This is a genomic window from Streptomyces sp. NBC_00536 (genome assembly GCF_036346295.1).
In the GTDB taxonomy this organism is placed as follows: domain Bacteria; phylum Actinomycetota; class Actinomycetes; order Streptomycetales; family Streptomycetaceae; genus Streptomyces.
This window is the reverse complement of the sequence record NZ_CP107819.1, coordinates 7,330,629-7,353,048: the sequence shown is the minus strand read 5'-3', so window position 1 is coordinate 7,353,048 and position 22,420 is coordinate 7,330,629. Positions and strand designations below refer to the sequence as shown.

General features: G+C 74.1%; 16 protein-coding genes. 1 reads left to right on the top strand and 15 read right to left on the bottom strand.

Annotation, left to right across the window (positions count from 1 at the left end; translation table 11 throughout):
* Positions 1 to 27 precede the first annotated feature (27 nt).
* The 13 genes from OHS33_RS31335 to OHS33_RS31275 all read right to left on the bottom strand — a co-directional run bounded on the left by OHS33_RS31335 (position 28) and on the right by OHS33_RS31275 (position 18,967).
* A complete protein-coding gene (locus tag OHS33_RS31335; protein ID WP_330333778.1) occupies positions 28 to 3,864 on the bottom strand; it encodes a beta-propeller fold lactonase family protein in 3,837 nt (1,278 codons plus the stop codon).
* Positions 3,861 to 7,154 carry a baseplate J/gp47 family protein gene (locus OHS33_RS31330; protein ID WP_330333777.1) on the bottom strand — a complete coding sequence of 1,098 codons (3,294 nt, stop codon included), beginning with the start codon at positions 7,152 to 7,154 and terminating at the stop codon, positions 3,861 to 3,863. Before OHS33_RS31330 ends, OHS33_RS31335 begins: the two co-directional genes overlap by 4 nt.
* Positions 7,155 to 7,172: 18 nt before the next feature.
* Entirely contained in the window at positions 7,173 to 7,706 is a 534-nt protein-coding gene (locus tag OHS33_RS31325) for a phage tail protein (protein ID WP_330333776.1), read from the bottom strand.
* Positions 7,707 to 7,737: 31 nt separating this feature from the next.
* The gene (locus tag OHS33_RS31320; protein WP_330333775.1) at positions 7,738 to 9,903 is read right to left on the bottom strand and encodes a hypothetical protein; all 2,166 of its coding nucleotides are present in this window, start codon (positions 9,901 to 9,903) and stop codon (positions 7,738 to 7,740) included.
* On the bottom strand, positions 9,896 to 10,324 hold the full coding sequence (locus OHS33_RS31315; RefSeq protein WP_330333774.1) for a GPW/gp25 family protein: 429 nt from the start codon (positions 10,322 to 10,324) through the stop codon (positions 9,896 to 9,898). The genes OHS33_RS31320 and OHS33_RS31315 overlap by 8 nt, the downstream gene beginning before the upstream one ends.
* Before the next feature lie 53 nt (positions 10,325 to 10,377).
* Positions 10,378 to 12,174, bottom strand: coding sequence for a VgrG-related protein (locus tag OHS33_RS31310; protein WP_330333773.1), 1,797 nt, complete (start codon positions 12,172 to 12,174; stop codon positions 10,378 to 10,380).
* Positions 12,167 to 12,916, bottom strand: coding sequence for a CIS tube protein (locus OHS33_RS31305; protein WP_330333772.1), 750 nt, complete (start codon positions 12,914 to 12,916; stop codon positions 12,167 to 12,169). Before OHS33_RS31305 ends, OHS33_RS31310 begins: the two co-directional genes overlap by 8 nt.
* A gap of 67 nt (positions 12,917 to 12,983) precedes the next feature.
* Positions 12,984 to 13,415 carry a phage tail protein gene (locus tag OHS33_RS31300; RefSeq protein WP_330333771.1) on the bottom strand — a complete coding sequence of 144 codons (432 nt, stop codon included), beginning with the start codon at positions 13,413 to 13,415 and terminating at the stop codon, positions 12,984 to 12,986.
* A gap of 75 nt (positions 13,416 to 13,490) precedes the next feature.
* Positions 13,491 to 13,802: a hypothetical protein gene (locus OHS33_RS31295; protein ID WP_330333770.1), complete on the bottom strand. Its 312-nt coding sequence runs from the start codon at positions 13,800 to 13,802 to the stop codon at positions 13,491 to 13,493.
* 1,778 nt (positions 13,803 to 15,580) lie between these two features.
* Positions 15,581 to 15,739 (bottom strand): DUF6760 family protein, encoded by a 159-nt coding sequence (locus tag OHS33_RS31290; RefSeq protein WP_330333769.1) that lies wholly within the window; start codon positions 15,737 to 15,739, stop codon positions 15,581 to 15,583.
* Entirely contained in the window at positions 15,736 to 16,146 is a 411-nt protein-coding gene (locus OHS33_RS31285; protein WP_330333768.1) for a hypothetical protein, read from the bottom strand. The genes OHS33_RS31290 and OHS33_RS31285 overlap by 4 nt, the downstream gene beginning before the upstream one ends.
* Before the next feature lie 49 nt (positions 16,147 to 16,195).
* A complete protein-coding gene (locus OHS33_RS31280; RefSeq protein ID WP_330333767.1) occupies positions 16,196 to 17,740 on the bottom strand; it encodes a Vgb family protein in 1,545 nt (514 codons plus the stop codon).
* 60 nt (positions 17,741 to 17,800) lie between these two features.
* Positions 17,801 to 18,967: a Vgb family protein gene (locus OHS33_RS31275; RefSeq protein WP_330333766.1), complete on the bottom strand. Its 1,167-nt coding sequence runs from the start codon at positions 18,965 to 18,967 to the stop codon at positions 17,801 to 17,803.
* A 701-nt stretch (positions 18,968 to 19,668) separates the two neighbouring features.
* Between OHS33_RS31275 and OHS33_RS31270 the strand changes: the two genes are divergently transcribed.
* The gene (locus tag OHS33_RS31270) at positions 19,669 to 20,934 is read left to right on the top strand and encodes an MFS transporter (RefSeq protein ID WP_330333765.1); all 1,266 of its coding nucleotides are present in this window, start codon (positions 19,669 to 19,671) and stop codon (positions 20,932 to 20,934) included.
* Here OHS33_RS31270 and OHS33_RS31265 read toward each other — a convergent pair.
* Together OHS33_RS31265 and OHS33_RS31260 are read right to left on the bottom strand one after the other, a co-directional pair.
* Positions 20,925 to 21,779 (bottom strand): sulfotransferase domain-containing protein, encoded by an 855-nt coding sequence (locus OHS33_RS31265; RefSeq protein ID WP_330333764.1) that lies wholly within the window; start codon positions 21,777 to 21,779, stop codon positions 20,925 to 20,927. The genes OHS33_RS31270 and OHS33_RS31265 overlap by 10 nt on opposite strands.
* Positions 21,779 to 22,033 (bottom strand): ferredoxin, encoded by a 255-nt coding sequence (locus tag OHS33_RS31260; RefSeq protein ID WP_330333763.1) that lies wholly within the window; start codon positions 22,031 to 22,033, stop codon positions 21,779 to 21,781. Before OHS33_RS31260 ends, OHS33_RS31265 begins: the two co-directional genes overlap by 1 nt.
* Positions 22,034 to 22,420 lie beyond the last annotated feature (387 nt).

The window sequence follows — 22,420 nt, the reverse complement described above, 5'->3', positions numbered from 1 at the left end:
GGTGCGGGGGTGCGGGGGTGCTTGCGGTCAGGCGGTGCCCGGTGCCCGGACCACCTGCCGCGGGTCGAGCCCGAGCGCGGTGGCGCCCACGCGCGTGAGCGGCGTGGTGTCGACGAGCGGGACGGTGGCACCGCCCTGGTCGGCGAGGTGGACGCGCTGCCGCTCGGGGTGCGGGGCGATACCGGCGAGCGCGGTGCCGGCCGGGACGGTGAAGCGCAGTGTCCCGGTCCGAGTGTCGAGCATCAGGAGGGTGCCGCTGGTCTCCGTCGCCTCGGCGGTCTCCGCGTTCCCCGTGGTCACGAACAGCCAGGCCCCGTCAGCCGACACCGCCACCGACCGCGGCCGTACGAGGCGCGGGTCGCGCCAGGTGGCGACCACGGCCGGTACCCCCAGGGCGAGTTCGGCGAGGACGTCCCCGGCGAGGCACAGCGCACCGCGGCCGTCCGGCCGGTGGGCCGGCACGGCGCGGGCGCCCGGGCCCCGGGTGGAACCGGCGAGCCGCGGCCGGGCCGGGTCGGCGAGGCCGAGCACGTGGACGGCGCCGGATTCCGTACCGACGAGGGCGTGGCCGCCTCCGGGGTGGACGGCGATGTCCCGTGCGTCGGCGGGGAGTTCGATGCCGGGGCCGGGGAGCGGGCGGGGCTTCGCGGGATCGTCGGTGAGGGCCAGGACGCGCAGGCGGCGGACGCCGTCGGACCGGGTGAGGAGGTAGAGGTGGCCGGGGGTCCCCGGATGGATCGCCAGTGCGTCGATGGCCGGGAAGGGCTGCTCGACGGCGCCGGTCACCGAAGGGCGTTGCGGAGAGGCGGTGTTGAGCACCCAGAGCGCCCCGGTGGACCCCGGCCCCTGTGCGCCGCTGACGTATCCCCATGGCTGACCGGAGCGCAGCGCGATGCCCGTGGGCCGTGCGCCGCCGGTCAGTTCCACAGGGGGCACCGCAGCGCGTGCCGGACGGGCGGGCAGGGCCAGGTCCACCACGTGCACCGCCGGTACGGAACCACCGGCGTCCGCCGCGTAGGCGTACGCCCCGGCCGGGTGCACGGCGACCGCGCACAGGGCGGTACCGAGGTCCAGGCCCGCTCCGGTCCGCGCTCCCCCGAGGTCGATCGCGTCGAGGCCGCCGTCCCGGGCCAGGTAGGCGACGTCGCCACCGGGGTGCACCGCGAGGGCGTGCGGACCGCCGGTGACGGGCAGCGTCACACCGGTCGGTTCGAGGGCCCGTCGCAGGACGGAGACGCTGTCGTCCCCGTGGTTGGCGACATAGGCGTGGATGCCGTCCGGGCCGCTCGCCACGCCCGTCGGATCCTCGCCCACCACGACGGAGGTCACGTCGTGGTCGGCGATGCGGACGCACCGCAGCGCCCCCGCGGCCCGGTCGGTGGCGTAGGCGTGGACGCCGTCCGGGGTGACGCAGACGTCCCAGGGCCGGGACGGCCCCTGTCCGCCGACCGGGACGGGGGTCACCTGCGTGCCGAACACGGTGACCGTCTTGCCGTCGAAGTTGGCGACGCACAGGGTGCCGTCGGCGGAGACCGCGGCCGCATAGGGGAGGTCGGCCCCGGCGAGCGGCGTGGTCTTGGCCTCGGCCACGCCGAGCCGGGACGCGTCGAGCGTGATCACGGACAGACAGGCCTGCCCGACCGAATCGCCGCTCCGGCCCCTGTTGACCACGCACAGCGTCGTGTTGTCCGGGCAGACGAGTCCGCTGGGGCCGAAGATGCCCGCCTCGGAAGGGGCGACGACGAGCTGCATCTGCGCGGGCGGGGCGTCTCCCATCACCCGTACGCCGTACACGCTGCCCTTCCCCTGAGCGCTCCAGTCCTCCGGGTCGGCAGCGTAGAGGAACTGCCCGTCCGGGGAGAGCCCGAGTCCGAGATAGATGTCCGCGTTCGCCGGGCCCCTCTTGACCATGACCGTTCGCTGGAAGACCGCCTCTTCCGCGGATACGCCGAAGACCTCCACGGTGCCGTTGGAGTTGGCCGCGTTGGACACGTACAGCGTGTGTCCGTCCGGCGAGAGGGCGACGCCGTAGGGCCGCGTCATACCGCTCTTGGTGACTGCGGTACGGAAGGTCCAGGTGTCGCCGCCCGAGTCTCGGTCGAGGACCGACACCCCGCCGCGCTCGTAATTGACCACGTACAGGCGCTGTTCGTCCGGGGACAGGGCCAACTCGTGCGGGCCGTAGAACCGGCCGACCTCCGTGGTGATGACGCCCACGTGCTGCCACTGCGACGGGCCCGTCCTGCGCAGTACCGCGATCTGTCCGCCCGCTTGCCCGCTCCCGGTGTGACCGAAGTCGGCGACGTACAGCGTCCGGCCGTCCCCGGAGAGGGCCGCGCCGCTCGGCTGCTCGCAGTCCACCGTCCGCTGACCGATCATGTACGAGCCGCCCCGGGGATCGACGAGGGACACCGTGGCGGTGCCGGCGTCGGCCGTCACCACGAGGCGGCTGTCGGGGGTGACGGCCACACCCCGTGGCTGCGCCCCCTGCGCCAGGGCGACGGGCCGCACGCGGACGGCTCCGGCGCCGTCCAGCACGTCTCCCGGGGCGGGTTCGATGACGAGGAGGTGCGCCGAGCCGGGGCTGGTCGCGCAGGCGAGGGAGCGGTCCGGCGCGATGGCGACGCCCCACGGCTGGTGCGGGTCCCCCAGCCGGACCGGATCACCCGGGGTCTGTCCGCCGAGGTCCAGCAGCGCGACCCGGTCCGTGGCGGAGTCGGCGGCGTACGCCCACCGGCCGTCGGGTGACACGGCGAGGCCGACCGGCCGTGACCCCGCTCCCGTCCCGGTCTCGCCGGTCCGGCGGGGGGCGGCGCGTACGGCGATCAGCTGGCCGGTGGCCTGGTCGGTGACGTACGCGTGGCGGCCGTCGGACCCGCAGACCACCGCGGAGGGCACGGCGCCCACGGGGAGGTCCGTACGGTCGCCCGTGTCCAGGTCGACGGCGGTGAGGGTGCCGGCGGTCCGGCTGACGACATGGATCGTCCCGCCGTCCGGGGCGAAGGCCACCGCGACCGGATGCGGGCCGACGTCGAGGGTGTCCGGGGAGCCCAACAGGCCGGTGTCCGGGGCGACATCGGCGATCGTGACCGAGGCCGAACCGTGGTTCGCGACGCAGATACGGTCACCGGCGGGGCTCAGCGCGATCGCACGGGGTTCGGCCCCGACGGCCACCGGGGCGCCCACGGGCGAGGCGCCGCCGTCCAGGGCGAGGACCGTCACCGAGCCGGCCGTGCCGTCCCCCCGGCTCGCGACGTAGGCGAAGCGGCCGCCCGCGGACACGGCGAGCGCCCGCAGGACCCCGGGCACGGGGACGGTCGCCGTCACGCACGGGGCACCCGGCACGTCGACGTCGACCACCGCCACCGTCTCGTCCGTCTCGTCGACGACACAGACGAACCGCCCCGAGGGAGCCGCCGCGAGCGCGCACGGGCCTGCGCCGACCTGCAGTTCGACCGGCCGGTGCCCCTCCTTGTCGAACACCACGACCGTGCCTCCCGCCCGGTCGGCCACGCAGACCTGGTCGTGGGCGAGGCCCGCGACCACCGCGCACGGCGTGTTCCCGGCCTCGACGCTCCGCAGCACCGCCGGAGCGCCGCCGGCGGCGAGGTCGACCACCGAGAGGGTTCCGGAGCCGTGGTTGGCGACGTAGGCCCGTGTACCGTCCGTACTGACGGCGACGGCGCGCGGATTGCGCTCGACCGCGGTGGCGAACGAGCGGGGTTCCTCCGGTGTGGTGAGGTCCACGGTGGCCAGGCTGTCCGCGCCCCAGTCGACGGCGAGCAGTCGGGGATCTGCGGCCGTGTGCGGGCGGTTCATGTCCGGGTGGTTCAGGTTCGGGTGGTTCACGTTCGGGTGGATCATGAGGGCACCTCCGCGACGGTCACGCGGTGTTCGACGGAGTAGACGGTCTCGGCGGGCCCGCAGTCGAGGCGCGCCACGGGGGCCGTTTCGGCGCCGGTGCGCGGATCGACCGGGGTCAGGTGCGCGGTGGCGACCCGGGCGACGCCCGGCACCTGTTCGAGGACCCGGAACGCCTCGCCGACGTGCACCGGGCGCCCCAGCGGCCATCCGGTACCGTCCGGGCCACCGCCGACGGGGCTGAAGTACCGGTACAGGGCCTGCTCGGCGGCCGCGCCGAGTTCCGCGCGCTCGGTGGCGGTCCGGTAGTCGGCGGGCACGATCCTGGCGTCGATGCGGATGCCGTGGTAGCCGGGCTGTTCCAGCCACACCGGGACGCCTTCCGGCTGGCCGGTCCGCAGGGCGCGCCGCAGCGTGTCACCGGCGTCGCGGCCGGGTGTCAGCATGTGGAAGGGGAACCAGCCGCGTGCGTCGGCGGTGACCGAGGGGATCACCATCAGCCGGACCCCGGCCTGGGTGCTGCCTCCGCTGGTGTCGGTGTAGCCGTCCTTGCCATCGTGCGTGGGGGTCGTGTTGCGCACTCCGATCCGGTCGTCCCCGCTGACGAGGCGGTCGATGCCGCCCTCGGGCACGCCGTTCCCGGCGGCGCCCAGGGTGACGCGGTACGGGCCCGCCACCGTGACGGCCGCGCCCCGGTCGGGGACCGCACCGTACCGCCGGGTGCCGGAGGGGCCGCCCGTCACCTCGGGCCCGAAGTGGACCCGTCCCGTGCTCGCGTTGATCACCACGTGCTCGTCGCCTTCGCCGGATCCGGCGAAGGAGGTGACGGTCGTCCACGCCTCGCCGTCGACCAGGATCCGCGGCAGCGGGCCGGACGTCCTGGGGCTCAGGAGCGTGCAGGACTGGCCCGGCTCGCCGGTGGATTCGTACGACGGGTGGCCGTCCACGGTGCGTTCCTCGTACTGCTCGGCGGGCACGGGCGCGGTGCTCCCGGAGTCCGCGTGGACCGTGTACGTGGTGGTGGGGGTGGCCCCGGGGTCATGGATCTGGACCGCGATCCAGCACGCCCCTTCCTCCTCGGGGAAGTGGTCCCCCCGGTCGGCGACGGCGTCCCGGGCCGTGCCGGCGAGTTCACCCCGGTCGACGGCCGTCAGCCACCGCTGGGATTCGCCCAGCCGGACGCCACCGCCGCTCGCCTCCGGGGTGAACGACTGGGCGGGCCCCGACGCATAGGCGAGCGGGTCGTCGAGGTCCCACCAGAAGGCTCCTGCCCGCGGCGCGAAGACCGACACCGCGATGCGGTCCTCCTCCGACTCCTCCCCCGCTCGCCCACGCTGCCCTCCGATGGTCAGCCGAAGGGTGAGACGGCGCGGGTCGTGCGGCTTCTTGATCTCCACCAGCCCCAGGACGAGCCCGCCTCCTTCCCTGAACGGCCCGGAGAACCCCGCGGTCCCGTAGTCGCCCGCGGCGAACATCCCGTTCGCAGCGCTCGCTCCGGGGACAAGGCACAGGGAGGCGCTGCCCGCCGCGTCCGGCGCCAGGCGCACGGCCTCGCCGAGGGTGGTGAACACCTTGGTGCCGTCCGCCGTCGTGACCTGCGTACCGGCGGGCACGGTGTCCGTGCCGGCCGGCAGGGTGAACCGGATCTCCGTCTTCGCCGGCAGCCAGGGCACGTGGTTGCGTGCCGGGTCGAGGGCGTCCCCGGGCACGGACCGGACGTGGTGGATGCGGGCCATGCCCGCCGAGGCGGCCAGCGCGAGCTGTTCGTAGTCGTGCGGGACCACGGCCCGTTCGGGCACCGGCGAGCCCAGGGGCCTGCGCGTCGCACAGGCGGCGGCGCTCTCGCGCTCGGTGCCGCCGACGGCGGGGGCGGGGTTGGTCACGGAGGAGATGTAGGGCAGGGGTGTCCGGAGCACGGTGACGGTGCGGGCGGGTACGTTGCCGCGGGCGCCGCCGCCGGTCAGATAGCGCCGGATCCGTACGGCCGCGCCCGCCGGCAGCGGCGCACCGTGCCGGCGCGGCCCCCGTGCCCCGGCCACGACGAACGCGAAGACCGCCTCGCCGGTGCGCGGGTCCAGGGTGAAGTGCCGTTCGTCGGGCCCCGATCCGGCGAGGGTGACGACATGGGTCCACCGCTGGGTGCGGCCCGCGAGGGTCGCTTCGACGACGAGGGGGTCGGTGGCCCGGGACATCGGGGGGTGGGCGAAGCGCAGGCGTTCGCCCGGGGCTCCGGTCGCGGTGCCGAGGGCCTCGTCCTGGACGAGGCGGGCCTGGACGACCGGGACGGGGACGGTCAACACGGGGCTGAGTGCGAGGGCCGTCAGCGGGCTGCCGCCCGGGGCGGCGCGGTAGCGGATGAGGCCCACGTCGCGCAGGCGCCAGAGGGAGTCGTGCTCCGGGTCGGCCCCTTGGCGCAGCAGGAGCCGGGCCGGCGCGTGGGCGGGCGGGAGGTCGAGGGTGACGCGGCCCGGGCGGTCCGCCCCCGCGATGGACTCGGTCTCGGATGTTTCGGTGACGACGTGGCAGCCGGTCCAGTGCATGCCCTGCCAGGCTTCCCAGCGGCCCGGGACCGTGTCCTCTCCGGCGCCCCTGGCGATGTCGAGGGTCACGCGCGCGTTCGGTACGGGCACGGAGAGGACGGCCAGGACGTAGGAGCCGTCGGCGCGGCCCTCGGCGCGGCCGCCCGGTCGGGTGGCTCCCGGGCCGGGGCCGTCGCGGCCTTCCCCCGGGAGGGGAAAGTCCCCGGGGTAGGGCAGGTTGAGGTGGAGGGGCGGTCCGGCGAAGGGCAGTCCGCCCGGTTCGACGGCCCGGCCCGCACGGGGACCCAGTGCCGTCAGCGTGCCCTCCAGGGCGCCGCCGCCCGTCCCCCGCTCCGTGAACTCGCCCGCGGCGACCAGCACGCAGGGGTTGAGCACAGCCTCCGTCAAGGTGCTGAAGACGACCGGCTCCGCCTCGCCCACCGGCCGGGTGGCAACCTCCAGACCGGCGGGGACGACCACCGGTTCGGGTGGCGGCGCGGCGAGCTGGAAGACCACGTCGGTCTGCGCGGGCGCGGGCCGGTACGGCCGCACGCCGAGCAGGCGCAGCGTCTGCAGCCGGCGCTGGTCGACGGCCAGGTTGAGCCGGTCGCGGGCCGCCGTGACCATGTCGGCGCAGGTGTCGATCAGGCCGCGGCCGGGGTCCGTCCGGTCCTGCCCGCTCCAGGCCCGTGCGCTCCGGCGCACGGCGGCGACGGCGGTGGCGACGATCTCGTCGCGGGTGCGCCCGTCGTACTCGGGTGTCGGCAGACTCATCCCTGCTGTGACCTCTCGTCAGGAGTGGCTGATGACCGTGACGCTGAAGGGCAGATGGGCCGGGCAGTGTGCCCGGACGAGGCGGGTGAGCCTGCGTTCGAGCGCCCGCTGGTCCTCCCCCGCGCCGGCGGTCAGCGTGACGGTGAGCATGCGGCCGGCCGGCGCCGGCGGGTCGTCGGTCGTACGGACTCCACCGGGGTCGCCGATGTCGAGGTCCCAGCCGTGGATCTCCTTGGCCTCCAGCCGGAGTCCGTACGGGGTCCCCCGGTGGGCGGCGAGCCGGGGGGCGAGGTCGATGGCCTTGCGCCGCTGGTCCGCGGTCCAGCCCGGCTCGACCCGGGCCCCCGTGATCCGGACGAGCCAGTCCAGGAAGGCGGGCGGGGCGCGCCAGGGGTCGAGCAGCGCGTCGAGGCCGTCGAGCAGCTCCTCCGCGGGGGCGAGGGCCTCGCCGATGGCCATGGCGAACGCCCGCACGACGGTGTCGTCGTGGTAGACGGCCGGCAGGGCCAGCGGGACGGGGCCGCGGACGGCTGCGGGGGCTGTGGGGTGCACGGCGGTCTCCTTCAGTCCTCTTCAGTCCTCTTCAGTCCTCGGCGGGGGCGACGGTGATGGTCAGGGCGGCACTGTCGAGGAGGACGAGCCCGCCGTCGGAGACCTCGACGGACGACTCGGCCACGGTCCGGCCGGGGAGGGTCAGGGCGACCTCGGTGGTGCCGTGGATCTCGGGCACCGGCTCCAGCGCGGCGAGGACGTCACCCGCGTGGACCCGGCGGCCCCATGGCCAGCCCCGCCCGTCGGGCCCGCCGGCCGTGGGGTGGAAGTAGCGGCGCAGGGCCCGTTCGGCGGCCCTCTGGGTGTCCCCGCCGCCTTCCGGGGTGTTGCTCCAGGTCCGCACGGTGGCCCGGACGCCGAAGGAGTGGTAGCGGGGCGCGCCGACGCGCAACCGGGCGCCCAGCAGCCGGGAGGCTTCCACGACTCCCCTCACCCGCAGCAGCACGTCCGCGGGGACGTCGAACTCCCCGGGCGGCACGGCTTCTTCGGGGTCCCCGGCGGTGCGCGGCACGAGGAGGACGTGGAGCGGGGCGTCCTCGGGACGCCACAGGGCGGGCTCGGTCCGCGCGGCCTTCATGAAGAAGAAGACGCCGTCGAGGACGGCCACCGCGTCCGGGGAGTCCTGGAGTTGCGGGGAGAGGCCGGGAAACGATTCGGAGATCAGGGACCGCACACCCCGGCCGCCCTCCTGCGGGGTGAACGTCCGGTCGTGGTAGGTGTAGGCGCGGTGGTGGAAGACTCCGGCCTTGAAGAAGAACAGCTCGCAGGTGGCGGGCGAATCGGCCAGCACGGCGACCTCGTCGAGATCGGCGCAGAACTCCTCGGGCAGGCCCGGGAATTCGACGCTGATGGGCTTCGCTTCCACGGCGCCGTCCCAGAAGCACCGGTCGCCGAAGAACCACAGCCTGGGCTCGTCCTCGCCGAGCCGGATGACGGCGTTCAGCCGCGCGTCCACCACGGGCGGTACGGCGTCGTCGCCGAGCTCCGGTGACCGCGCCCCGCCACCCGTGTCCGGCGGCTCCAGGGGCAGCCTGACGGCAGTGACCGTTCCGCCGTCGTCGTGGTAGTGCACGGCCCATCGCGGGTCCCGGGCGGCGACGGCGCAGGCGAGCACCACGGCCGGGCGCGGCGGTGTTTCGAGGGCGGCCGGTACCCGCGAGTCGGTGGGCCGGGTCAGTGCCGTCACCCGTACCCGGGCGAGTCCTTCGACGTGTTCGTCGATGAGCTGCTCGTGGTCGGCGGCGGTGACCGCGCGCCGTATCGGCGCCAGGCCGAGCCCGGCCCGCTCCAGCGCCTGTTCCCGGGTCTCGGCGTCCCGCGCGGGGACGGACACGCTGTGGACGACGGCGCTCAGCCCACCCGGCGAGTCGACCACGAGGGGTGTGCCGGCCGGCAGACCGGCGCGCGTACCGCGGTAGGCCGAGTACGCGAGGGTGATCCTCGCTCCCTCCGGCGGAAGGGCTCCGCGCTGCTGGCCGCCGCCGCCCTCGGCCGGGACGAACGGTCCGAAGACGATCTCACCAGCGGCCTCGTCCCACCAGTGCACCGGGTCCTCGCAGGTGGCCTCGGCGAAGGTCCTGACGGCCTGCCACTCGCCGCCGTCGACACGGACCGTGAGCGGCGGGCCGAACGGCGGGTCGGTCTCCGGCGCCGCGGGGCGCCACGGGCGGCGGCCGGTCGCGAAGCGGGCGCCCGGCAGGCCGTCGGCGGCACCGGGCGTCTCCGTCACCGCCTCGGGTTCCTCGAGGGCCTGCGCCGTCCCGGCGCGCTGCCCGTCGGGGAGGACCAGCGGTTCGGTGGTGCGCAGGACGACGGGGTCCTGGCCCTGGGTGCGCACCTCCGTGCCGGTCGGGATGACGCAGGGTCCGGCCGTCGCCTCCCGCCGGAAGCCGACGAGGATCCGGGCCGGCGACGCGGGCACCGGCGCGATGCCCATCAGCCGCAGCACAGCCGATCGTTGACGGTCCGTCATGCGGCCGATGCGGTAGAGGAGTTGGTCGACGCGTTCGGCGCAGGCTTCGATCAGGGTGATGCCGGGATCGGAGACGTTGTGGTCGGTCCACTCCGGTGCGCGCGTCGGCAGGGCGCGCTTGGCGGCGTCGACGAGCGGCTGGAACCGCAGGTCGTCGAGGTCGGGTACGGGCAGGTCGGGTACGGGCAGGTCGGGTACGGGCAGGTCGGCCACGGGGTCACGCACCCGGGGCGGCGCCGGACGCGGTGGCCGTGGCCGGGGCGCCGGGCAGGGTGTAGAAGGGGAAGACGAGGTTGCGGGGCTCGTTGGTGGCGCGCAGCCGGTAGCGGAGGTCGATGTAGAGCACGCCGGTGTCCACCGTGTCCGTGCTGAACAGCAGGTCGTCCAGCTCGATGCGCGGCTCCCACCGGTCGAGGGCCCGGCGCACCTCCACGTCCGCGCGGGCGACGGTGGTGGCATCGAGCGAGTCGAAGACGAGCCGGTGGATGCCGCAGCCGAACTCGGGGCGCATGGGGCGTTCGCCCGGGGCGGTGGCCAGGATGATGCGGACGGCCTGCTCCACGTCGTCGGCGCCGGTCGCCAGGCCCACCCGGCCGCTGCCGGTGATGACGGCGGGGAAGGCCCACCCCGCTCCGATGATGTCCACGGTCTCTCTCCCAGGGGGACGGGACCGCCTCGCCCGAGGCGGTCCGCTGTGGCTCAGTTGATGTCGACGGTGTTGCCGGTGATGGTGGTCCGCGCGCCCGCGAGCCGGAGCTCTCCGGCGCTCTCCACGGTGACCGTGGCGCCCTTGAGGGTGAGTTCGCCACCACCGCTTCCGGCCGCCTCGACGGTCACGGTGCCGGCCTTGAGGACCAGGCTGCCCGCCGGCCCGGCGTCGATGGTGAGGGTGCCGTCGCCGCGGGCGTCGAGCGCGATGCGCACGGTCCGTTCGCCCTCGCCCGCCGTGAAGGCGATGGTGGTCTCCTTCCGGTCCAGATGGGTGGTGAGCCTGCCGTCGCCCGTGGTGAGCCGGACGCCCTGCGGGCCGTCGTCGGCACTGAGCAGTTCGAGGCGGTCGCCCGTACGGGACGCCAGGGAGCGCCGGTTGGCGCGGCCGGTCCGCGCGTCGATGAGCGGCAGACCGTGGTCGGTGGGGGCGTCGACACCGTTGTAGAGGCCGCCGAGCACGTACGGCCGGTCCAGGCGGCCGTGTTCGAAACCGACGAGCACCTCGTCCCCGGCCTCCGGGACGAAGACGCCGCCTCCGCCGGTCCCGCCCCACTGGGTGGTACGGACCCAGTCGGTCACGTAGTCGGGGGACAGCCAGGGCAGCCTCAGCCGCACCGCACCGCGCTGGCCCTGGCCCGGCTCCTTGGTGTCCGTGACGACGCCGACGGCGACGCCCAGGCCGGTCAGCGGCGGCGGGTAGGGCGCGACGGGCGGGGGCAGCGGGCCGACCCGGAGCCAGGTCCGGTAGCCCTGCTCACCGTCGAAGGTGTGCCGGCAGGAGGTGGCGGTGTACTTGCCGGTGAAGGGCTCCCCCACACCACTGAGGGCGACCGGCACACCGGCCCGCAGTTCGGGCGTGCCCGCGAGTTCGGCGTCCAGTTCGGCCATGGCGGCGGCCGTCTCGGCCGCCACCGCCCGGGCCACCGCGTCCACTTGCCGGGCGTCCGTGCAGCCCGGTCCGCTGACGAGCAGCCGGGCGGGCGGGCCGCCGAACGCCGTGCCCAGCCGCGCGGGCGTCGTGCCCAGCCGCAGGCGTTCGCTGTCGCCCGCGCCGGCCCTGGCCGAGAGCCCCGCCTTGCCCTCGGGATCCCAGCCCCGTACCTCCACCTCGGCCACCTGGCCCTCGGAGGACACCGCGGCGCGCAGCGCCAGCAGGTTCTCCCCGTACTCCAGGACGAACGGGCTGCGGTCCGCGCCCGTCGTCGGCGCGGGTGCGCCGCTCGCGGCCTCGGGGCGGCTCATGTGCAGCGTGCTCCCCACGACCGCCAGCCGCAGACCGCGCTGGTCGGCCAGGTGGTTCAGCAGCTCCCAGTCGGTCAGGTTGGGCTGGGCGAGGTGCGCGATCCTCGTGCGGTCCGCCTCGATCCGGCCGGTCGTGAGTCCGTGCCGGGCCGCCGCCCGCTCGGCGACCTCGGCGACCGTGGTGTCGACGTACGCGGCCACCCGTCGCCCGCGCATGAGCCGGTGCCCGCGGTCCGTGGCCCGTACGGTCGTGAAGGTGCCGTCCGTGTCCACCTCGGTCTCCAGGCCGGTGACCTCCCCGTCGAACAGGACGGCGCGCGCCTGGCGGCGCACGGCGGCCACCGACACCGTCAGCGGCGCCCCGACGGCGATCCGCGCGGCGGCCAGGAGCCGGTGCTCCGGATCCCGGAACCGCAGCCGGGCGCGGGCCGGACGGCCCATCTGCGTGTCGACGGCCGCCTCGACGAGCCGCTGCGCCCACAGTTCCTCCAGCGTGGCGCCGAACGCTATGACCGGCTCCGCCGCGTACAGCCGCTCACCCATGCGCCATCGCCTCCGGTCGCGCCTCCGGTCGCGCCTCCGGTCGCTCCTCCAGCACGGGCAGCACCAGCAGCGTGCCCACGGGCACCCGCGCCGGGTCGTCGACGTCGTTCGCCCGCGCGATCGCCCGCCACTGCGTCGGATCCCCGTACGCCTGCCACGCCAGCCCGGCCAGGGTGTCCCCGGCGACCATCAGGTGGGTGGCGACCGGCCCGTCGCCGCCCGAGGTCGGGTTCTGCCGGGGCGTCGACCCGCCCACTTCCTCCAACGTGACGTTGCACGTGGCGCGCAGTGGCATCCCGTCGTGCCCGAACCGCGTGTACACCGCGTCGACCTGCGTCACCAGCGCCAGGAACGCGGTGGTCCGGGACCGGCCCCACTCCAGCCGCACCCACGGCGCGGACGCCGGCTTCGCGGTGGTGCTCCGTGCGGTCGGGGCGCAGCAGTCGAGCAGCTTCTCGACCTGTTCCTGCACGTTCGACCGGAAGTCACCGGCGTCGAGGAAGACCTCCAGGCTCATCGTCCGCGGCTGCGCGCCCACGAACTGGGCCCGGGCCGCCTCGCCGTTGGACGGCGAACGGCTGCGGTCCCAGTGCGCCCGCTTGCCGACCTGGACGCGTTCGGGATTGAAGTGCATACGGACCCGCCCGCGTTCGGGTCCCGGCGCGTTGCCGGTGCCGGTCGGCGGATCGTGGATCACGAGGGCGGCGCGTACGGGCGCGCCTCCGAGCAGCTCGGACAGCATGCGGTCCTCTCGAAGGGTGGCGGGACGGACGGGGGCGGCGCCGGTGCGGGCGCCGGTGCGGGCGCGGTCAGAGGGTGATCCCCAGGAACCCGTTGTGCGTGATCTCCAAGGTCTCCCGGGCCGGCTGCGACTGGTCCACATCGAAGGCGGGCCCGCTCCAGCGCACCGGCAGCACCCCGTCGAGCAGCCACCGCACCAGGGGCCGCCGGTCCGGGCCGAGCGCCACCAGCTGTCCGGGAAGGCGCACCGGCTCCCGTACCTGCTGCTGGAGCCAGGCCCAGATCAGCACCGTCTGCTGGGACAGCGGCCGGGTGAGCGTGACGTTCGTGTACCGCAGCCGGGTCGGCAGGTGCCAGACGTGCCCGTTCATTCCGCCCTCGACCCGCTCCTCGACCTCCATCGTGCAGCCGAGACCGTCGCAGGACGTGAACGATCCCAGGGCGTGCATCCCGATGGACAGCTGGAAGTGGGAACTGATGGCGAACGGCTGGTCCAGCATGCGAGGGCACTCCGTGTGGTCGGTCGGTCGGCCGGTCGGTCCGGGTCCTTGCCGAGGTCGGTCGTCACCGCGCCGTCACCGGGGCGCGGACGTGTCCCAGCCGGGTTCCGGCGGGGGTGGCCGCCGCGGTGTGTGGCGCCCGTACGGCTCATCCGCCCGCGACAGCGCGAGGGCCGGAAGCACCGCCTCGGCCAGGAGGTCGGCGTGGTGCCGGGCGATCTCACGGGCGAGCGCGGAGGCGGTGGGGGCGGGCTGTACGACGGGCCCCGGAGCGCCGGTCGGAAAGGTGAACGGGGGTGCGGACGGAGGGGATCCGGACGGCTGCGCGCCGCGTTGTGGGGCGGGCGGTGGTACGAGCGGCATCGCGGTGTCGGGAGCGTGCCGCATCGGGCGGCCGATGCCGAGCCTGCGGGGATGATGACCGTCCCGCTCACTGCGGTCGGGGCCGGCGGCGGGCTGTCCGTGGGACGACGGATCGTCCCAACGGGCGCCGCCCGATGGCGGGGAGGGAACCCCGTGACCGGACCGGGGGCCGGCGGGTGGCGGCGGGCCGTACGGTGCGGGTCCCCCGTCCGGGGGGCGGCCGGGCACGCCGGATCCGGCGAACGGCATCGGCGGCGGGGCTTCGGCAGGGCCGAATCCGCCCCCGGTGCGGGCCGCCGGACCGAGCCCGTGAGCCGGACCGGACCCAGGGCCGCCCCCGACTCCCGGCCGGGGTCCGGGATCCACGCCGAGCAAGGCTTCGCCCCCGGAACGAGCCGCCGGACCGAGCCCGTGAGCGGGACCGGGTCCAGGACCGCCCCCGGCTCCGGCCCGGGGTCCCCGATCCACACCGAGCACGGCTCCGCCCCCGGAGCGAGCCCCCGGACCGGGCCCGTGAGCGGGACCGGGCCCAGGGCCGGGATCCACGCCGTGCACGGCTTCGCGCGCTGGCCGCGGGCCCACTTCATGGTCCGGTACGGATCCGGGGCCACGTCCGGCACCGGGCGCGGGTTCGAGCCGGTCGGCGTGACCCGGCCGGTCCCCCTGGGGACCGGGCTCGGGCCAGGATCCGGTACCCGGGCCGAAACCGTCCACGGGACGTACGCCGAGCACGTGCCCCGGCCCGGCTCCCGTCCCCGGCCGAGGTACAGGGGCCGGGTCGGCCCCTGAGGGAGAAGCGACTCCGGATCCGGCCCCGGGCCGTTGGCCGGGGCCGACTCCACCGGGACCGGTGTCCGCACCGGGGCCGCGACCGGCCCCGGCAGCCGGGCCGGGGACGGGAGCCGGGCCGGATGCGCGCCCGGTAGCGCCGGCAGCGCCCCCGCCGGATCCGGGCATCGCCCCGGACCCCGTTCCCCGTCCAGGGCCCTCTCCGGAACCGGAGCCGGAACCAGGCCCACGCCCGACTCCGCCTCCCGAACCGGACCTTGCTCCAGGACCGGGGACACTCCCCGGCACGGGGCCGGAGCCAGGCACAGGCCCGTATCCAGATCCGGGCCGGGGCCCGGCCCCCGCAGCAGGTCCCGGACCGGGACCAGAGCGACGGCCGTGCCCGGGACCCGTACGCACCACGTCCCCGTCCCTCTCCGCGGAGGCAGCGGACAACGACGCCCGCGGGTCCCCGCGGGGACCCGTACGACCGGACGCCATGGCAGGCGGCGGCACGGCGATCGGGATGCCGGGCGTCCCGCCTCCCGGGCCAACCGAGAGACCACGCACGGCCGTTGTGGCACGGGCCGGAGCGACAGAGCCCGACCCGTACCCCCCGCCGTCCGGGACCTCGGTACGCGCACCGGAGCGCGAGGCCCCCTCCGTGGGCACCCCGCCCGGAGCCCGCCGGACGCCCATCGCCTCGGCCACCGACCGCAGGGCGCCGCGCCACCACACCCGGCGCGTGGCGGCAGCCGGCTGCGGCGCCGCGGGCGCCGACGGGCCGAGCAGCCCCGGCCCACCCGCCATCGGCACGCCTCTCGGCAAGGGCCGACCGGCGGCCGTGACGGCCGGGGCCGGGCGCCAGGCCGTGAGGTCCCGCCGGAAGGTGCCGAGCCCGCTGGTCGCCACGGCGTGGATCCGTATCAGACCCGTGGGCGGCACGGCCCGCCAGCCCTCGCGCGAGGTTTCCGGCCGGGCGTCCGGGACCTCCGGCGGCACACGGCGCCACCACCGTGTCGCGCTCACCGCGCTCACCGGCCTTCGGTGTGCGCGGTGTTGATCCTGGCTATCTCCCGCACCCACGCGCGCCGTTCTCCGTGTGGCATGGAGACGATGTCCGCGTACGACCAGTGGAAGTGGTAGGCGATGTACGCGGTCTCCTCGCGGAGCCGGCCCGCGGGGTGCGTCACGCTTCCCCCAGGCGGGTGCTCGCCGTCGGGCCCGGTACGGCGAAGCTCGTGCCGCAGGACGGGCAGGCGACGGTGCTGTGCCCGGATTCCAGGCCGTTGATCTGCCGGTAGAGGTCCTGGAGATGGGCGAGGTCGGTGGCGAAGAGCTGTTCCACCACACCGGCGTGGATGTCGGTCACGGTCCCGAGGCGGGTGATGACCAGGCTGAGCAGGACGACCCCCAGATAAGCGGGGTTCTGCCTGACCCGCTGATCGATCAGGGGCGAGAGTTCGTCGCGGGCCGTGGCGAGCCGCATGGTGCCCTGACGGTGCACGGTCCCACGGGCATCGACGTAGCCGTGGGGCAGTTCGAAGTCGAACTCGGTGAGCAGCCGGGATCCGTTGTCCTGCGGTCCGTTGTCGGGCATGGCGGGGCGGTTCCTCCAAGGGTCGCGGTCAACCAGGGTCGGTCAACGTTCAGTTGACGGTCAGTTCGAGGAGGAGACTCACCGACGTGTCCGCCACCCGGACCTTCACCGAGAACGTGCCCGCCGTTTCCCCGGCCGTGAGGACCGGGGACGCGGCCGAACCGTCGGCCGCACTGGGCACCTTGGCGGTGTCCACCTCTCCGGGGAACGTGGCCATGTGCTCACCGAGGATCTCGAAGATGGTCTCGACGCCTTCGAGGGGGTTGCCTTCGACGTCCTCCACGATGACCGTCAGCGGGCTGTCGAAGGACTTGCCCGCGGGTACGCTCTGCCCGGCTCCCGAGACGTAGCGGACGCGGTCCGCGGCACCCGGCTCCGGGGTGATGTCCAGGCGCGTGAAGGAGGCCACGGCGTCCGTCTCGGTCCAGACCGCGGTGACGACGCAGGTACCTTCCTTGACCGCCTTGAGCAGCGAACTGGTCGCCACGCCGAGCTTGTCGCCCGCGTTCCCGGTGGTACGGGTCTCGGTCGGCCGGCCGTTCTCGAAGACGGCGGATCCCCCCTCCACCGTGAACTTGATCCGCTGCCGCCCCACCGCGCTGCCGTCCAGCTGGAGCGCCTTGACGGCGAGCGGTTCGGTGAAGCGGGAGCCGACGACGGCCGTCTGCCGGTCACCGGATTCCACGGCCAGGCTGTAGCGGGACACACCCCGCAGGGCCTTCTCCCCGGACAGCGCGGCCCACAGCCGGCTGTCCCCGGAAACGGCGAGACCCGAAGGACGGGACCGCGCTCCCGTGGGAATCGTGACCGCCGTGTCCGCCCCGGGCAGCACGTACCCGATGGCGTCCCCGGCGACGCTGGCGAACCAGAGCGTGCCGTCCGCCGCCGCCAGCAGACGGTGTGCCGGAGCGGGGATGTCGATGCGTGAGAAGCGCTTGTCCTGGACGGTGTACTTGTAGATCCTGTTGTCGGTGGTGGCCACCCAGACGACATCGCCCGCCGGGGTGATCGCCAGATCTCCGGGCTCGGCACCGACGTTGACGGGCGTGGAGAACCGGCCGGTGGCCATGTCGTAGCTGACCAGTGAGCGGCCTTCCGGCGAGCTGAGCCAGCAGAGGGTCGGATCCTGCTCCGCGACGGCGATCCCGTACAGGTTCGTCGAGTGGCCCTGCGACTGCGAGATGCCACCGCTGAGATCGAAGAAGGCCAGCGAATTCCAGTCCGCCAGGGGGGCCACGATCTGAGTGCGGCCCCGCTCGTCCTGAGCGAAGGCCAGCGACCGGACCTGCGTCCTGCCGCTCAACGTGTGGGTCTGGTAGATGCCGTCGCTGTCACATCGGACGAACGCGGAGTCGCTCTGCCCGGTGACGAACGTCCACACGCCGTGGCCCGGCCACGCGAGGATGCAATCGGCCCGGCCCGCGGGTACCGGTACCTGTGGGAAGACGGTACTGCTCCACGGACTGCGGGGCTCGAAATAGCCGAGGCTTCCCTCGGCGGTCACGAACCACACGTTCCGGTCGTCGCTGCTCCATGTCAGATCGACCGCTGAGGCCTCGATCGCGAATTTTCCGCTGTCGCTGGATGATGGCACGGGCGGCATGCTGTTCTCCCTCCGAAGGGGTGGAACGGTCCGGCTGGGGCGGGGAATTCGCTACGCCGGGTTGATGTGCAGCAGGGTGGCCGCGTGCGGCTCGGTGTCGCCGAGACCCACGCTCAGGACCGCCTCTTCCTCGATCTCACCGGCGTACACGGCGGGGAGGGCGACGCGGCCGCGCTGGTCGGTCAGGATGATCCGCTCCTGGGTGCCGTCGTCGAAGGCCGCCCCTTCGGCCTTGACCCGGCAGGTGAGCGGGATCCCCGGTACGGGCCGGCCACCGGCCACGTACTCGGCGATGAGCGGCCGGTCGACGTGCTCCTTCGCGTGCACCGCGGATGTGCTGTGGGACACCACCTGGGTCCGGCCGAGGAGCGAGGGCGCCCCCAGGGCGGCGAGCGAGGTGAGGTACCTGCCCAGGGTCTTGTTCGTGGGGTTGGTGTACCAGATGTTCCCGTCGCTGCCGACGCAGATCCCCTTGGCCGTGCCGGCGTTGGGGAGCCGGACCATGAAGCCCTCGTCCGCCATCGCGCTGTCGAACACGTGGATGCCCTGGCTGGACGTCACCCACACCTCGCCGTTCGGCGTGAACGCCAGCTGCTGTGGCACGGCGGTGCCCAGGTCCCGGGTGATCCACGTGCCCCTGTTCAGGTCGAAGCGGCCCACCTGGTTCGGACCGGTGAAGGTCACCCACACCGCTTCCGTGTCCGCCTTGACGTAGAAGGGCTTCTGGTCGTTCCCGCGGGGCGGCGGGATGCGCTCCCAGGTGTGCTGCCCGGGCTCGCGGCGGAACAGGCCGTTCACCGTCCTGGGCGGGTTGTTGACCCGCTTCTGGCCCGTGAGCCAATAGGTGTGCTTCTTCTGCTCCTCGTCCGAGGTGACGGCGACGTCCCAGAGCCAGGTGCTGGGCTCGACGGTCATGCGCTGGATCTGACCGGATCCGGATTCCGGAATGTCGAGGATTCCGACGTAGCTGTGTTCGGGCTCGGCGAAGAGCAGGCTGTATTCCGTCTTCTTCGTGCCGCCGGACCCCGTCACCCTGGTCTCCAGAGCGATGCTCTGGGCCTTCGCGTCATCCTCCAGCGGAAAGAACCTCAAGGGATATCCCGCCGTGGTGTCCATTTCCACGATCGGGTCCTCCGCCCGCGGCGGAGCCGGTGCCGCGAACCACATCTTGGACCGATTGTGCGGGTCCTTCATGATTCCCGCCGAGAGTTGCGGCATCACCGAATGATTGACATAGCCCATCTCTCCGGGCCGGGCGGGATTCACACGGATCACGCACTTGCTGTCCGAGGTCACCCACAACTTGCCTGCATTGCCCACACCCACCGAGTGCGGCACATAGGGGCCGAGATCAAACTCCCTGATTTCTTCGGACACGACGATCCCCTTCCGCTTTCTGCGATTCACGCGGGAAGTCTTCGACCGGTCGAGATTATGCCGACGGCACCCTCACCACACCCGAGCGAACCGGCCACGGCCGACCGGGGCCGTCGATATCCGGACAGCACACCGGCACCGCGGCGCCGAACCGCGGATTACCCCTGCCCAAGGAATCAACCGGAATCTCCCGGTCCGAACCACGCTCCGCCCCACCCCCACAACCCTCCGGATGTCAAGAGCGCCCGCGCCCGGCAATCACCGCGGCACGCCATGGCCGGAATTCTCCGGAAGTCGCATTCCACTCTCGGACAATCAGCCCAATGGCCAGAAATAACCGCACAAATACCATGGTCATGAGGGGAGTTGCCGAAGCCGCTCGCACAATTGCACGAAAGTCGCCACTGAATTTGGCCGGGGCAGGGCAGCCCGCGGCCGGCCGCCGGGCTCCGCGCGTCACCCGGATGAGCCCGCGTCGAAACGGCGGAGCGCGCGTTCCTTGATCGAGAAGATTTCCGTGGCCCGGAGGAGGCACGGTCGCAGTGCCCCTGCCGGACGTGATCACCCCGAACGCCGTCCCCGCCCCGCGCCGACGGGCCGGGAAGGTGCTCGCCCCGCTGTCGCACCGGGGCTTCCGGCTGTACTTCCTGGCCCGGCTGCTGAGCTGGACGGGGACGGGCGTGGCCCCCGTGGCGCTCGCCTGGGCCGTGCTGCGGCAGGGCGGCGGGCCGACCGGGCTCGGGCTCGTGCTCGCCGCCGGGACCGCCCCCCAGCTGCTGTTGCTGCCGGTCGGCGGGGTGAGCGCCGACCGCTGGCCGCGCACCCGTGTGCTGGCGGTCACCAACGGCGCGTGCGCCTGCGTGCAGGCGCTGGCCTGTGTCCTGCTCTGGTCGCGAGCGGGCGGGATCTGGTGGCTGGCCGTGCTGTCCGCCCTCTGCGGCGGCGCGGCCGCCTTCTCGGTGCCGGCCGGCGCCGGGGTGCTGCCGGAGCTGGTGCCGGACGGGCTGCGCGGTCAGGCGAACGCGCTGCTCAAGCTCGTTCAGACCACGGTCAAGGTGGGGGGCCCGGCCTTCGGGGCCGTACTGGTGGGACTCTCCTCCCCGGCCTGCGTGATCGGCTGGGACGCGGTGAGCTTCGCCGGGGCGGCGCTTCTGGTCTCCCGGCTGGCACCGTCCTGCCGTACGGGCGACCGGAGCGCCGACGGCTTCCTGCGGCAACTGTCCTGCGGGTGGCGGGACTTCCGGTCGCGCCGCTGGCTGTGGGTGCTCGTGCTCCAGTCCGCCGTGGTGGTGCCGCTGTGGCTGATCGGCTACCAGGTGCTCGGGCCGGTGTACGCGCAGCGCGAGCTGGGCGGCGTGGCCGGCTGGGGTCTGGTGGCCGCGGGCTTCGCCGGGGGGCTGGTGGCCGGATCGGCCCTCGGCCTGTGGTGGCAGCCGGTCCGGGTGGGTCCGGTGAGCTGTGCGGGGACGGCGGCGATGGCCCTTCCCCCGGCGCTGATGGCGGCGGGCGCCCCGGCCGGAGCCCTGGCGGTGGCGGCCGCGGTGACCGGCGCCGCCGGTGCGCTCTCGACCCTGCTGTGGACCACCCTGGTCCAGGCGCGGATCCCGGCGGACCGGCTGAGCCGGGCGCTGTCGTACGCGGCGCTGGGCCAGCTCGTCGCCGTACCCGTCGGCTACCTGCTCGCCGGTCCCGCCGCGGAACTGCTGGGGCTGCGCGCGACGCTGGGCGGCGCGTCGCTGCTCATCGGGGTGGCCGCCCTGCTGCCGCTGGTCCTGCCGGACGTCCGGGGGCTACGGGTTCACGACTGAGCGGCGCCGGGCGGTTCGCCGTGGAGACCGTCCGCGGCGAACGCCAGCGCGTGCCACTCGGGCACCAGCGCGGTCCGGATCAGCTCGTCGATCCCGTCGGTCTGGGACCGCGTCAGGTAGTCGCGGAATCCCCCGATGATCCCTCGGCGCGTCTTGAAGGACTCGGGCTCGCCGGGTTTGCCGGGCCGCAGGCGCTCCGAGTCGAAGGCGTCACTGAGTTCCATCGCGCGCATGCTGGGGAAGCTGGCGAAGGCCACCGCTTCGGCCAGCGCCCGCGGTCCGACGTCCGGGAGGCCGCAGAAGTCCATGATCCGCCCGAGTTCACCGGCGGTGTCGCTCGCGAGACGTTCGTAGGAGGTGAGGAGGAAGGCGCGGGGCACGTCCTGGCGGGCCTGCCAGATGTTCCAGAACTCCACACAGGTGCGCAGGCTCCCCTCGGCCTCACCGATGAACTCTCCGAGCGGGCCCGCGTACGGGTTGTCCGGCCGCAAGCTGCGCTGGAAGTAGTAGGAGACCGTCGTGTCCCGCAGGTCCCGGGTCAGGAACACCACCCGCGAGCCCCGGTAGGGCTCCTTGTCCGTGGACAGCTGGGCGGGTGTGCGCCAGCCCACCCGGTCGTCGTGCCAGAAGGTGATCGTCGGAATCCGCGGATCCACGGCGCTGAACTCCTCCAGCCGCAGGTCGCGGCACAGCTCCATCGGAAGTCCCCAGTGCAGTGAGATGGCCTTGGCCATCAGGACCCGCAGCCAGGTGCGCCCGCACTTGGGGAAGGAGAGGACGTAGACATCGGATGCCGGTGAGGACGCGGGGGTGGATCCGCGAAGGGGCGAGGGGTCCGTCGTCATCAGTGGTGTTCACCGCCTTCGGGAAAGAGCGTCAGCCCGCTGTCCAGCTCGACGACCGAAATGGCCTCCACCGGACAGGTGAAGGCCGCGTCCAGCACCGCGTCATCGGAAGGGACGCGCGGGGCGGTCGGCCGCGACCTGCGGGTTCCGTCGGCCGCGGAGTCGATCACGAAGCGGCCGGGGGCCGCGCTCGCGCACACCCCCGAACCGATGCAGCGCCGCGTATCGACGTCGAGCTGCCAGTCCCCCGTCATGCGTTCCCTTCCCTCCCTGTGAAGTCCCCGCCATGGACTCCCCCGCTCGTGAAAGAACACGGGCGTACGGCGCCCGTGGGGCGCAGGAGGATTCCGTCAGCCCACTACCTGCCCCTCCCGCCGGGCGATAGGCCGTGTCATCCGGACATCTTCACCCCGGCCCGGCGTACGCCGGGAGGCCGGAACCGGACCGTGGACCGGTTCCGCACCCGGTCGCCGCCACCGGCGCCCGGCCGACCGGGGCGTAGCAGCTCGCAGGGGTACGACGGCCGGGCGGCGCGGGGCGCCGAGCGGCCGGTCCCGGACCACGGCGACGGCCGCGCGGCATGGCGGCAAGCCGGATTCCGGACTCGGTGAAGGCGTCCGGATACCCCGTGTGGCCGCCCG